The organism is Streptomyces sp. NBC_01460, assembly GCF_036227405.1.
Lineage (GTDB): Bacteria > Actinomycetota > Actinomycetes > Streptomycetales > Streptomycetaceae > Streptomyces.
Window position 1 is genome coordinate 69,272 of record NZ_CP109474.1, and the last position, 13,958, is coordinate 83,229.

General features: G+C 68.3%; 7 protein-coding genes. 6 read left to right on the forward strand and 1 reads right to left on the reverse strand.

Annotation, left to right across the window (positions count from 1 at the left end; all coding sequences use genetic code 11):
* The first annotated feature begins 15 nt into the window (after positions 1–15).
* From OG488_RS38895 to OG488_RS38915, 5 genes are all read left to right on the forward strand, one after another.
* Positions 16–756, forward strand: coding sequence for a hypothetical protein (locus tag OG488_RS38895; RefSeq protein WP_329239417.1), 741 nt, complete (start codon positions 16–18; stop codon positions 754–756).
* A gap of 1,276 nt (positions 757–2,032) precedes the next feature.
* Entirely contained in the window at positions 2,033–3,190 is a 1,158-nt protein-coding gene (locus OG488_RS38900; RefSeq protein WP_329239420.1) for a ParA family protein, read from the forward strand.
* Positions 3,187–4,422 (forward strand): ParB/RepB/Spo0J family partition protein, encoded by a 1,236-nt coding sequence (locus OG488_RS38905; protein ID WP_329239423.1) that lies wholly within the window; start codon positions 3,187–3,189, stop codon positions 4,420–4,422. The genes OG488_RS38900 and OG488_RS38905 overlap by 4 nt, the downstream gene beginning before the upstream one ends.
* A gap of 1,441 nt (positions 4,423–5,863) precedes the next feature.
* Positions 5,864–6,730: a hypothetical protein gene (locus OG488_RS38910; RefSeq protein ID WP_329239426.1), complete on the forward strand. Its 867-nt coding sequence runs from the start codon at positions 5,864–5,866 to the stop codon at positions 6,728–6,730.
* Positions 6,727–11,229 (forward strand): NACHT and WD repeat domain-containing protein, encoded by a 4,503-nt coding sequence (locus OG488_RS38915; protein WP_329239429.1) that lies wholly within the window; start codon positions 6,727–6,729, stop codon positions 11,227–11,229. Before OG488_RS38910 ends, OG488_RS38915 begins: the two co-directional genes overlap by 4 nt.
* Before the next feature lie 180 nt (positions 11,230–11,409).
* Here the strand turns inward: OG488_RS38915 and OG488_RS38920 are convergent, their stop codons facing one another.
* Complete coding sequence (locus tag OG488_RS38920; protein ID WP_329239432.1) at positions 11,410–12,279, reverse strand: HD domain-containing protein; 870 nt, start codon at positions 12,277–12,279, stop codon at positions 11,410–11,412.
* 72 nt (positions 12,280–12,351) lie between these two features.
* Between OG488_RS38920 and OG488_RS38925 the strand changes: the two genes are divergently transcribed.
* Positions 12,352–13,938, forward strand: coding sequence for a type I-E CRISPR-associated protein Cse1/CasA (locus OG488_RS38925; RefSeq protein ID WP_329239434.1), 1,587 nt, complete (start codon positions 12,352–12,354; stop codon positions 13,936–13,938).
* The last annotated feature ends 20 nt before the right edge of the window (positions 13,939–13,958 follow it).

Consider the following 13,958-nt stretch of genomic DNA (forward strand, 5'->3'; position numbering starts at 1 on the left):
TACGGCGAGAGCACGTTGGACCTCGACCCCGGACGGATGGGGCTCTGCCACAACTTCCTCCTGATCGCCTCGAGCTACGAAGCATCGAGGTACGTCCAGGAGCAAGTCGCCTACTGGCGTGAACACCGTGGCATGCAGTTTTTCCACATCCTCGACACGGTGGGCGGCGCACACGAGGCCAACGAGAACTGGCCCGACGACCTCCCTTACAACACCAGCTACCACCCAAGGGATGGCCTACCTGCGGCAATCTGGGGTGACGCCATCCTGGACAGCCCGGAAGGTGTGAAAAGACTGGCCTCCTCGCTCACCAAAAAGATGACCAGGAGGGAAGTGGCCACGCAGGGCGGCGCACCGCGCTCAGCCCTTAAAATCCGCTGGCTACAGCCACGAACCCTTCTCGGCGCGCTGGTCGGCATCCTCCTCCTGGCGCTGCTGACCATCGCCTGGATCAGCACGCGAGGTCTTCTCGAAAGCCACCAAGAAGGCGGGCTGGGCCCCACCGACGCCCCCGCCACGGTCGCCTCCATCGTCAACATCGGAACCGTCATCGGTGTACTCATCGGCGGAATCCTCACCGGCCCCGCCAAGCTCATCCAGGCCCACGGCCAAAAGGACGCCGACCTCATCCGCGCGAAGGCGGAAATGCTCCGAGCAGAAGCAGACATGGTCCGCGCCAAAGCAGGGCTGCCCCCAACCGACGCCCCCGTCCCAATCTCCCTCCCCTCCCCCGGCGAAGCAGAACAACCGGCCTAACGAACAGCTCTTCGTGCAGAACGACTGACCGTTCCCATGGCAGACGACACTCAGCCTCTGTGCCCCTCAACCGACCGCGCTCGTCGCGCGACAGGCAGCCTTCGGCGTATCCAGCGAGGCTCGTCAGGGATTTCAGCGGGTGCCGGTCCTCGCCGAAGAAGTCGGCGCCGTGGGAGACCGCGACGTGCGCCTCGGGGGCGTGTATTTGGTGCGTGCGGCTCATCGCGGCGGCTCCACGGTCACGGTGGCGGGGGTCGTATACGCGGGTGCCGGCGGTGCGGCCGTGGAGCCGTCGGCCTGAGCGGTGCCGATCGTGTACGCGGCGAGCAGCGCGACGGCAGTCAGTGCTCAGCGGCGGGCCCGCGCGCGCAGCGAGGGTGCAGCTGCAGGCGGCCCGGCCGGGGTGAGGGTGACGGTCCAGTGGGTGTGCGCGGTCGGTAACGGCATCGTCGTCTCCATGGGTCAGGTCAGGGCGGTCAGGAGCGCGGCGGCCAGGGCCACGAGCGCAAGCGCGGTGATGTCGCTCGCCAGGCGCAGACCCCGGTATTTGCGGCGGCCGATCTGCGACATGTGCACGACGTGGGCGGCCCGGTCGGCGGGCGCCTGGAGGACGACGTGCAGCGGCTAATTGGGCAGTTGGCAGGGAGATGTCGTGCTCGTGGACGCCGAGGGGGTCGGCGAACTCCCACGCGGACATTCCCGCGTTGTGCTGGCGGCGGCGCAGTTCCTCACCCGGCAGGACCTCCACGAACACAAGGGCTGGATCTGGATCGGCGCCGGCGTCATCGCGCTCGAGCTATCGCTGTACACCTGCGAACCGAACCGCGGGGCATGGAGGGCAGACAGCTTGTTGTCCGCGGACAACAAGACTCCCTCGTCGGCTGATGAATCGATCGCAGGTAGGAGGCGCCGATCGGCCCTGGGAACCATCCCCGCGTGCGCGGGGAGCAGGTCACGGCGACGCGGGCCGGGCGGTGGCCGGCGGGGCCATCCTCGCGGGCGCAGGGAACACGAGTCGAAAGCCGTGGTGTCGGCAGTCTCCTCGGGGCCATCCCCGCGTGCGCGGGGAGCAGACTGACTGACCTGCGGTTCTATCAACGGTCAAGCCAGTTCTGATGCACTTTCACTGAATCCGACAATGCGCCCTAACCTCCTAATTGCCCCGACAGCCCTGGGTTGCCCGCCCTCCACCCTCCCTGCCCCATCCGGGTGACACGCCGCAAATTCTCACCCCCGCCTGCGCCAGGAGCCACCGAGAGGTGAGTAAGGTAACCGCATGACCGTCCCATACTCCCCTGATGACAGGGAAAAGGTAGTCGCCAAGCTGCCAGCGGCCTTGCGGCAAGAACTCAAGGTCAGAGCTGCCGAGTTGGGCGTCGATATCAAGGACGCCGTGACCGAAGGCCTGCAGGCATGGCGTGCAGATGACGCTGAGCGGGTCCCCGTGGACACCACCGGCGGCAGTTCGTTCTCCACCTACCTCCCCACAGGGCTGTACGGGGAGTTCAAGGACGACTGCAAGCAACGTGGCATCCCCTTCAACCAGGGCATCGCCCAGGCAATCCGTCTGTGGCTCGACACCCACCTCTCCCCCAGGCGCACCGCGACCCGGCCCAACTGGGCCCGGCGGCTCATCTTCGGCAACCAGAAGGGCGGGGTCGGCAAGACCGCCACGTCCTCCGGTGTGGCGCAGGCTCTGGCCGAGGCAGGCAACCGCGTGCTGCTCATCGACTTCGACCCGCAGGGCCACCTCACCAAGCAGCTCGGATACGAGCTGTTCGACATCGAGTCCCCCAGCCTGGCCAAGCACATGCTCGGTGAGGCGAAGGGAGAGCTACGCGAGCTCCTTGTCCCGATAGAGGACGGTGCCTTCAGCGGGCGACTTTTCATGTTGCCGGCCTGCAAGGACGCGTTCCTGCTCGACGCCAAGCTCGCCACCAGCCGCTTCGTACGCATCAAGGAGACTGCGCTCGAGAAAGCGCTGGAGCCGCTGGAGAAGGAGTTCGACTACATCGTCGTCGACTGCCCACCCAGCCTCGGGTACACGATGGACACGGCGCTGTACTACTGCCGGACCCGCGAGGGCGAGGTGTCGGGTCTGTCCGGCATCTTCATCCCAGTGCTCGCGGAGGACTCGTCCGCCGACGCGTACGACATGCTCTACGACCAGATCCAGGATCTGTGCGCGGACATGGAGGTCGAGATCTCGATGCTCGGGTTCATCGTCAACATGTACGACAGCCGCAAGGGCTACATCGCCACGTCGTCGCTCCACAGCTGGAAGGAGATCGGCGACCCGCCGGTCGTCGGTGTCATGCCCGAGCTCAAGGAGCAGCGCGAGTCGGTGCGTCTCAAGCAGCCGCTGCTGTCCTACGCCCCGGAATGCGAGCAGTCCGAGGTCATGCGTGCCATCGCTCGGAAGGTCATGTCATGAGTGTCGCCGACCGGCTCGGCACCGGCTCCTCCTTCGGGGGTGTACCCCGCGGCCGCAGCGCACGCGGCCGCGCGAAGGCCATAGTGCAGGGCGACGTCCCGTCGTACGAGTTGCGGCGTCTGCCGTTGGAGGATGTCGCACCGACGCCGCTCAACCCTCGTCGCAACTTCGGTTCCGACGAGGACCTCACCCGCTTCGGTGAGGAGCTGCGCGTCGCGCAGCTCGCCGCGTGCGTCGCTGTGTCCCGTCCCGCGTATCTGCGGCTCTGGCCGGAGCACGAGGCGCAGATCGGTGATTCCGCCTACGTACTGGTCAACGGCGAGCGGCGCTTTCGCAGCGCGGTCCATGTAGCCCTGGACGCTTTGGACTTCGTCGTACGTGACGACCTGGCCGTCTCTCGCGAGGAATTCGTCGACCACCTGCTCAAGGAGAACCTGGAGCGAGAGGACTTCGACGTCGTGGAGCGTGCGCGCGGCGTCCTCGAACTCGTGCGGGTGTGCAGCGAGGAGTCGGAGAAGGGTGCCCGCACACGAGCCGCCAAGCGGCTGGGGCGCGACCGCTCCTGGATCACCAACCAGCTCGCCCTCCTTGAACTCCCGTCTGAACTGCAGGCCATGCTCAGCTCCGGCTCGCTCCCCGAGCGTGATGGCCGTCTGCTCGCACGGCGGCTGAAGGAGAATCCGGGACTCGACGGGGCGGAGCTGCTCGCCCATCTCAAGGAGACCCGGGAGCAGGAGGTCCGCGCTCGCCAGGAGGAGAAGCTGCTCCTGGAGCGGGCCAAGCAGACAGCCGCTGCGGAGCCCTCGGCATCAACGAGCGGCCCGCGGCAACTTGAGGACCACTCCCCTGCCCCGGCTTCTGTGTTGTCCGCGGACAACACACCGCGTGGGGTGGAGGCCGCGCAGCAGTCGTCGTCGCGACCCCCGGCCCCCAGGGAACCTGTTCCCGCGAAGGACCACGTGTTGTCCGCGGACAACAAGAGTGTCCACGAGCCGCGCTCGTCGACCACGGCTGTGTCCGCTCCCCCTCCTGTGTTGTCCGCGGACAACACAGCGGACACTCCGGCTGCGGACCCTGAAGGGACGAAGGCTGCCGACGTCACGGACGAGCGCAGCCTCCTCCTGGTCCGACAGCTCGGCACGTCCGTCGAGGAGCAGGCGCGCACGCTCGCCTCGGGGCTTCCCCCGGAGCAGCTGACTCAGCTGATCGAGGAGCTCCACACCTACGTGTGACAGGGCTCATCGGTTCGGTGCGCCGGGGGCAGTCGCCTCCGGCGCACTTCTGTGTCCAGCCGCTACAGAGATCGTCAAGTCTCGGCCCGGCTGCGGACCGCCTGAGCAAAGGACGCGGCCTCTCCTCGGCGTACCGAAGAGAGGCCCCGCCGGCTCAGACCTCAGTGGCGGCCTGCCGCTGGGACTTCCGAGGCGAATGCCGTGACCGCCTGGAAGTAGGCCGCCTCGTACTCTCCGCAATCACTCACGACGTCCTGGGCACCGTGGTAATGACCATGCTCGTCACGGTCGGCGGATCGTAGGTGGTCACGCGGTCGATGTAGGGGAGCAGGGCTCCATCCGGGGCATGGGATTCCCGCTTCGCCAAGGCACAGGGAAACCCTGCGAGCCAGATCCCTGGCGAGGTGTGTTGTCCGCGGACAACACACCTCGCCAGGGATCTGGCTCGCAGGCGCAGAGAGCAGGCTGGCCGCTTCATATAGGCCGGTGATGGGACCATCCCCGCGGACGCGGGGAGCACCTCGCCGCGTCCGTACCCCCGTCGCTGTGGGCTGGGCCATCCCCGCAGGCGCGGGGGAGTAGCTGGCGACGCTGATCGCGGGGCTGAAAGGCGCGGGGCCATCCCCGCGCGTGCGGGGGAACCGTGTGAGCCGCGCTGTATGACGTCCTGCTCGTAGGGGCCATCTCCGCAGGCGCGGAGAGCCAGTCGGTCGGTCAGGCAGCTCCGCCGCACCGTCGGGAGCCATCCCTGCGTTCACGGGGAGCAGTTGGGCCTCGCCCTCTCAACTACAGAGAGCGGAGGCTGTAGAGCGTCCGCCCACAGCCAGGGTTGGGGCCATCCCCGCACGTGCGAGGTACGGGACCGCCCGATGGCCCTGGTCCTGCCCGACGTGGGGCCATGCCCGCCGGAGGCGCGGGAAGCAGATCGGCGCGCTGCTCTGGCCGCGCAGGAGGTTGGGACCATCCCTGCGGGCGCAGGGGCACATCGGTCGCGGCTACGCCGCCCCTCGGCCCAAGGGGCCATCCCTGCGGACGCAGGACACAAAGGCCTGCTGTCAAAGGTACTTGAGCTTCGGGCCACGTCCCCACGGGCGGAAAGCAGAGTTCACTACCCCATGGGATGAAGCCCGCTCGGGATTCTTCCCCCGGTATCCCGGTATCCCGGTATCCCGGTATCCCGGTATCCCGGTATGCCGATATACGGGCGGCGGCGAGGCTCACCTCGGCGCCGCAGGCACTATCCCTTCATCTGGAGGAAGTACATCTCTGTCCCGGTCGGCCGGCGTCGGACCCGCCGCCCCATGCCGGCGAACTGCCCGCCGGCACCCGTCCGCCGATCAGCGCCAGGACCAGTACATCGCTGTCGCTGAACCTCGCCCCTGCGAAGGACGCCCGCATTAGCCTCGATCCGAGCGAACAGCACACAGGCGGGGGAGCACGCGTGGCACGCATCGTCGGAGTACACGGAATTCGGCAGTCGCAGACGTCCAAGGCGCGGCTGACAGCGGAGTGGAGCAAGGCGATCAGCCGCGGGCTCGGCAGCATCGAGCAACCCGGCATCGGCTCAGGCGATCTGGAACTGCCCCACTGGACAGGGCTTCTGGCTCGCGGGGCCGACCGCCTCGGCGCAGAGGACGACCCTTTCGGCCCGGCAGCTCCCTTGAGCCAGGAGGAGACGGCATTCGTCACCGACGCCTTGGAGGAGGTCGTCCACGGCGCCGAGTTGGCGACTTTCGAGGACATCGAGCTCCAGACACTGGGATTGCCTCGCTTGTGGCCGGCCCGCCTCACCCGACTGGTGATGGCGTACGACCAGCGATATCCCCGCGGCGGAGGCAAGCTGTTCGTCTCCGCGATGCGCGAAGTGCGGTTCTACCTCTACGAGCCCGGCCTTGCGGCGCGTGTCAGGGAGCAGGTCGCCGATGCCTTCAGCGAGGACACCTCCGTTGTCGTGGGGCACTCACTGGGCAGCGTGATCGCCTTCGACCTGCTGCGTCGGAGCGAGATCCCCCCGGAGCGGGTGGCTCACGTACGCACCCTCGTGACGTGCGGCTCGCCTCTGGCGATCCCAGCGGTACGCCGCGGGCTCGGCGTCACCGACGGCGAACCCTTGAAGCTGCCAGGTGACATCTCGTGGGTCAACGCCTTCGATCCAGGTGACTTCATCACCGGCGGCCGAGGACTGAGCGGCACCACACCGGCGATCGCCGACGCACAGGTCCGCAACGGGGTGGTCGATCCCCACAAGGCCCTGACCTATCTCCGGACCGCGCCGGTGGCCCACGCCATCGCGGGCGAGGAGCGGTGAGCGGGCCGGTCGCTGACGACTGGGGCAGACGACGGCTCGTCGAAATCGCTGTTTCGGAGTACGACCGCGACACCCATGAGACGCCGCAGGACCACGAAAACTTCAGGAAGGGCATCGAGGCCCAAGTAGCCGTCGTCGAGGAGTGGTGGGCTGCGGACAACTCTTCGGACGAGCGACGTGGCTTCGAGGTCGTGAAGCCGAAGGGCATGCGCACTGTCCGCGATCTGCGCTCCTTTCTCGACGAGGAGGACCTGGCGGACGCCGACGACGACGAGGTCCTCGTCGCCTACATCACCGGCCACGGCGTGAGCCGTGATTCCGAGATCCACTTCCTGCTCCTGCCCGACTCGGACCGGAACAGGGTCCTCAACACCGCTTTCCAGACCGCCGAACTCGTCACGACCTTGCTGGACTCCCGCGCCACGCACGTACTCGTGATGGTGGACTCCTGCTTCTCGGGAGTTTTGAGAAAAGATCTGAGCAGACGGCTCGCCGCCCTCAGCGACGAGCGGCGCGGGCTCAAATCCCTCGTCGTACTGACGTCGGCTGACGAGTACACATCGCCCCGCCTCGAGGCCTTCTCCCGCCTCCTCAAGGCGACGATGACGCACTTCAAGACGCAGTCCGCCGGCTACGCCCTTCCCTACCTGAGCTACGAGGACTTCTTCACCGCCATGACGAAGGTCTTCGTACCTTCACTCATGGCCGACGTGCAACCGGTATGGCCGGAGGAGTCGCTGCAACGTGACAAGGAACATCAGGAACCCAGCCCCTGTCTGCCCAATCCCGCGTACACAGCGGAGCCCGACGTGGTGGAACCGGCGCGCAGCGCCGTCGCCTGGAGCCCCGCCGACCTCGACTCGTACTGGCAGTCACGGGCGTCTGGCCGTCCGTCTCCCACCCCCGGGGTGACCGACTGGTTCTTCACCGGACGGGCAGCTCAGATGAGGCGCGTGACCGAATTCCTCGCAGGGGACGAGGGCACGCTCATCGTCACCGGGGAGGCCGGCTCGGGGAAGTCGGCGCTGCTCGCTCGAGCCGTCACCCTGAGCGATGCCCGGTTCCGGGCTGACGAGACCTACCGTCATGTCATCGAAGCGACCGAACCCGACCTCCTCGTGCCGGAGGGGGCGATCGACGCCGCGGTACTCGCCCGCAACGCGGACACCGACGAACTCACCGCCGCTCTGTACGAGGCGCTCACCGGTCGGCCGCCTGAACGAGGAGCCGGGGTCAGGACGGTCGACCTGGTCCTCGACCATGCCCTGGAGTACCTCCGTCGGGAGGGTCGGTCCCTGACCGTCGTCGTGGACGGCATCGACGAGGCAAGGAATCCGACCCGGACCATCACCGACCTCATCCGGCCGCTGTCCGAGCAGTGGTCCGACGACGGACGGCCTGCGGTGCGAATGCTTCTGGGCGTCCGCAGCGCGCACGCCCCGGTCGCGGGAAGGCTGCAGCCTTCCCGCGACCGGGCATCCGATCTGCTGAACCTGCTGGTCCGTTCCACGGAGTCCGGTGAACCGCTGCGGACGGACACCGGTGCCACGGCAGACATTGCCGCGTACACAAGCACTCTGCTCAGGGCGTTGTCCGGACTGCACGACGACGCTGAACACCCTGACATCCAGCTACTGGACGAGCTCGCGGCCGCCGTGGCGGAAGAGGTAGCCCCTTCGTTCCTGGACGCCCGGCTCGCTGCGGAGTCATTGGAGAGGAGTAGCACCTTCCCGGACCCCGACAACCCTGAGTGGCGTGCCTCCCTACGCCAGGGCACCCAGCTGCTCCTGCTCCAGGACCTCGGAGAGGTGAGCCGCAACACCGGCCTGCCCGCCGAGGCCGTCATCCAGGTCCTGCGGGCCACAGCACTCGCTCGGGGCGCTGGTCTCCCGTGGGCCGAGGTGTGGCCTTGCGCCGTGGCCGCACTCACGCCGGGGGGCCTCCCTGCACCTGCCGAGAGCGTGATCCGTCAGGTCCGGGAGAGTCGCCTCGCCGGCTATCTGACGACCGCTGTCGAGGACGGCCGGTTCGTCTACCGACCCATCCACGAACGTGTGGGAGAGCTGCTGCAGAGCACTCCCCACCTGCTCCTCGTCGAGTCCCTCACATCCGCTCATGTGCTCCCGGCCCAGGCGAACGTCGGCGAGGACCACCGCCGGCTGGCCGTCGCGTTCAGCTCCCTCCACGGACTCCAAGAACCCCACGACAGCCCACCGCACCCGTATCTGCGCCATCACCTCGTCGAGCACGCAGCGGCCGGCAAGGTGCTGAACGACAGCGTCGTCACGGAGACGTTCCTCCCGTACGAAACGAGCGGGAATGTGCGTGGGGCGCTCGGGCTGTTGTCGGAGCACACCCCGGACACCACACGGCTGTTCGCGTGGACACGCATCGAACCGTTCCTGGGCGACGCTCCGCCTTCTGCACGCGCGGAGAGCCTGCGCTTCTCTCTCTGGGAGCATGAGGGAGGGCGCCCTGTGCGCACGCCCTCCCCAGGCCGTTCGGAGCCGGAATCCTCGGGGCGCCTCCGACCTCGGTGGAAAGACCTCGCTGTCCACGGCAACGTCCTGGCACGGCAGGAGGCACCTATCCACGCTCTCGCGTCGTTCGGCCTGCACGATGGGACGCCGCTGGTCGCGGTGGGCTGTGACGACGGCTCTGTGAGGGTGTGGGACCCCACCACCGTGACTCCTCTCGGTCCGCCGATCCAGGTGCACGGTGGGGCTGTCCGGGCCATGACCGTTGTTCCGGGCGCGGGCGGCCAGCCGTGGGTGGCCTTGGGGACGGACAGTGGAGTCCAGGCATGCGACCCGTTGGGTGGGGCGATCGTCGACCTGCCGGTGCGAGAACCTGTTCTCTGCATGTCCTCGTACACCGACGAAGACGGCCAGGTAGTGCTGGCGGTGGGTACGGCGGAGGGGCTCGTGCTGTACGACACCGTCGGAATCCGGCACGACACGGCCGACGCGGTGGTGCGGGAGGTCCTCGTCGGCCCGGTGACCACACTCGCTGCGCTCGAACGTCCCGGCAGGCTCGCCCTCCTGGCAGTGCAGGGCACCGACTCCGTCGACGTTCTCGACGGCAGTTCTCTTCGGAGGCTGTGCAGGGTGCCGGTGCCAGGGCGCGACGTCTCCGCGCTCTCGTTTGTCGACGGGCGCGATGGCAGGGCCCTGCTCGCCGTCTCCACGCGGGCACAAGGCGGCGCGGTCCTGTTCTGGGATGCCGTGTCCGGTGAGGCCCGCCCGCACAGCACGATCCGGCGGAGCGCGGCCGTCCTGACCACCTGCCGACAGGGGGGCTCCCGCGATCGCACCCTGCTCGCGCTCGGTGGGGACGACGGCTCGGTGCAGCTGTGGGACCCCACGACGGGTGAGGAGTCCTGCCGGTTCCCCACCAACCACACGGGCGCCGTCAGGGGACTCACCGTCGTGCCCGGCCCGGACGGCGTTCAGGTGCTGGTGTCCGGCTCCGCCGATCGGACCGTGCGTGTCTGGAACCCCGAGGTCTGGCGGCGGCGCACCGTACGCCATCGCGACCCGCGGACCGCCGCCGGAGGACGGTTCGCCCTGTCACTGAACGGAAACAGCGGACCACACGTCCTGGTGTCGGTCGGACCCGACCGCAACCTGATCCTGCGCTCGGCGGAGAGCGGCGACGTCCTCGACACCATCGCTCTGCCCCACCGTTCCGCGGCCGAGGGCCCTGTGACCGCTCTCGACACCTACAAGGCGGCGGACGGCTCTATGGCCGTGGTCGTCGGCCTGCCGGACGGCAGCGTCGCCAGCTGGAACGGAACCTGGCTGCCGTTGAACGTCTGGACGTCGACCGAGGACCGGCCCACGGCATTCGTCGTCTTCCCGCACGAGGGACGCACCGTACTGGCTGTGGGGACAAGCAGCGGCTCGATCGCGTACTGCGACGTGGAATCCGGCTCGGCGCTGGGATGGCGCCACGGCGGGGGAGAGGGCGGTCCCATCCGCACCCTGGTACATCTGCCCCTGCGCGCGGGGGGTGTGCTGGCTGTAGCCACCGATCAGGAGGTCGTGCTGTGCCGCCCGCTGCAGGTACCGCATCACGAGTTGCCGGCATCCCTGGGACCGGTGGAGTCGCTGGCTGCCATTCCGGACGAGGACGAGGGGGACGGGTATCTGTTGGCCGGGGGAGCGGACGGCAGGATCCACGTGTGCTCCCCGGACGCGAGTGGACCAGTGGCCTTCACTCTCCCGGTCCGCCATGACGGGCCCGTGTCCGCCCTCTGTGTCGTCCGGTCCTCGCAGGCCCGCCCGCTCATCGTCAGTGCCGGCCTCAGCGACACGACTCTGCGTCTCTGGGACGCCGAAACCGGGGAGGAGGTGCTACGGCTGGTCACCGCAGCCTCGCTGACGTCACTCGGAATCGTGCCCGCACGAGAAACCGGTGGGAGATCATCACAGCCACTCATCGTCTTCGGTGGTCCTGCCGGGGCCGCCGGTGTGGTTCTTGAGCCATCTCCGATGTAGCCCGACTAGGAACGGAGACCGACGTCAAAGGACCCGCGGTCTGGTCATCGGCCGAGGTGCCCACTACGATCGGCCCGCCGCTGCCCACGGCACCTTCGCTCCGCAACGCGGAGATGGCCCTTGTGGGGACTGAAGAAGCAGCACCCCCGCCACGCGGGGACCAAGGCTGTGCGGCGGACGTCAGCCGCCCACGCCGATCCGCCCAACCGCTGACCTGGCATGCAGATGTGCCCGGGATGTCGTCGTCTCCCAGTCCTCGTGAGGTGACGCGACATCACCGGCGACGTCTTCGCGGGAGAGCGCGACGCTCTGGGAGACCAAACCGCTGAAGGCCGTGAGGGACAGCGGGTCCGATGGCCTGATCAGAGAGGGGAGACTCCCAGCGGCGATGCCGACGTGCCGGGCGACGGCATCGACCAAGGCCATGCGGATGACGTCCCAGGGCGCGCCCCCGGTCGCTCGGTACGCCTTGGCCACTGTATCGGCGTGCAGAACGTCCGCCCCCTGGCGATTGAGCGCGTATGCCGCCGTGTAGAGGCCCTGGTGGGCGTGGGCTCGGCAGCGCTCGCCATCCACCAACCCAGGACAGTCGCATCCTGTCAGCCTCGGCAGAACAGCCGCCGTGACGTGCTCGGCCGCCGCGTGGCGGAGACGGGCCCCAGGAAGGGGCAGCGGCAGGCCTGCCTTCATTGCTTGCTCCCGCCATACCGCGCAGGCTCGCTCCCTGTCGGGTGAAGCTCTCTGCCTGGTGTCGAACGAGACCATCTGCGAAGGGCAGGCGTGGCCGACACGGCTGACGCCTGCCAGGAAGCCGGCCGCCAGGCGGGCGCTTCGCTCGTCAACGGCACCGAACCCTTCAGCGACCTCTGTCCGCTGCGCGGGACTCAGCACCCGCTCCCACATCTCGAGCATGACCGCACCCGCGGTGACCATCTCGAAGACGAGCGGATTCCATACCGGCCTGTCTCCCGGCACCTCTGGAGCAGGAGAAAGGATGCTTCCCCAACACCATTTATACGCAGAGCTGTTGGGTTCTCCTGAATCCTGCACTTGGCCCCTGTCCGCCGTGTTACGTTCTCGCGCATCTCATCAGGCAACTGTGGTGACTGGAGTACGGATCAGGTGACATCGGCTGAGATACGTCCCTCTCCGGCAGGTGAATTACGCCCCTGCTGGGACCCTCGGAGACAAGCATGCGTTCCGGCGCTGACAGCGGCCAAGGAGAACACGCCGGTCACCCTGATCCACGCCCTGCGGCATGCGGACGAGATCCGCGCAGTCTCGGGAACGACGCCGGGGGAGTCCGTCGCCCTCATCGAGTACCTGCTCGCCATCTGCTATGCGTCCGGCAGCGGTCCGGGGACCGTCGACGAGTGGCTCGCGCAGGTGGAGGACAACCACCCGCTGACCACTGCCGCCGACTGGCTCGAGAGTCGCCCCGACGAGCACTGGAACCTCTTCCACCCCACGGATCCCCTGGGGCAGAACGCCCTCCTCACCCCCTTCATCGACCGACACGGTGCGGGGCCTGCTCAGCTCGTCATCGAGCACGCCGGCGACTACAACCAGTTCTTCGACCACCACCACCTCGAGCATCCCGCCCCCCTACCTGCCGGGGCCGCCTTCCGCGCGATGCTCACGCAGCACGCCTACGGCCCTGGGGGCCGGGCGAGGATTTCCGGGCAGGAAACCCTGGGGCCCACGCTGACCAATCTGGCCGCGGGGCGTCTCGGCACCCGCATCCGCGTCATCGCGCTGGGACAGACGCTGGGCGACACCCTGCGGCTCAACCTGGTGCCCCTCACCGGGGACCCCGGCCACTTCAACCGCACCTGGACCGTGGCTCCCGAGCCGCGCCGGGGCTTCCTCAGCAAGCCCACCGGACGGCGCGTGGAGGGGCCTGCCGACCTCCACACGGTCCTCGGACGCTCGGTCCTCATGCGGCCCGCCCTCACGGAGGACGGGGAGCCGGCCGTCGACCGTGTCCTGCTGGGGGCTGGTGAACTGCTCGCCCCCTTGGCCCCCCACCACATGCCGGACGCCGTCTACGAGAAGGCGCCTGACGGCGGTGTGAAGCCGCTCCGGCCTTCTCCCTCCCGCGCCCTGTGGCGCGAGGCCCACGCACTCTACGCGGCAGTGGCGGACCGGGACCACGGGCCCGATCTGTACGACCGTCTGGCCCGGCTCAGTGGCCGGCGTCTCAATCTGTGGGCTGTCGGGCTCGTCGCGAAGCAGACCACGGCGCTCACCTGGGTGTCGGACACGTTCCCCTTCATCCCCGGCCGCGAGCGTGATCTGCGGTACGCGGCCGAGCGGGGCTCCCTCGTCGCAGAGCATGTGGCGTCCGCCCTCTCCAGAGCGGCATACGTGGCGTGGACCGTCACGTATCCGAATCCCAAACCGGCCGACAAGAGCGGGCAGATCTCGCGATTCGACGCGCGGCCGGAGCACTGGGCGCACACCGAGGAGCCGTTCCACCTCCTGCTGGACGACACAGCGGCCGCCGAGGACGACAAGGCAGTGGACGCCGCCCTTGTCGAATATGCCGACGTGCTCGCCGGAGCCGCGAGCCGGTTCCTTCGCAAGCGCCTCGATTCCCTGCCCGCGAACGCACGGGGTTACCAGGCGCGGGCACAGGCCGTCCGACGTTTCGAAACGGACCTCTCCGGGGCAGCGGCGCCGGACGAACTGAAGGGGGACAGCACGTGAGGGCCGAGGCTCTACCCACC

Coding starts and splice junctions, on each gene's coding strand:
- OG488_RS38900 (WP_329239420.1), top strand. CDS start 2,033: ATGACCGTCCCATACTCCCCTGATGACAGGGAAAAGGTAGTCGCCAAG.
- OG488_RS38905 (WP_329239423.1), top strand. CDS start 3,187: ATGAGTGTCGCCGACCGGCTCGGCACCGGCTCCTCCTTCGGGGGTGTA.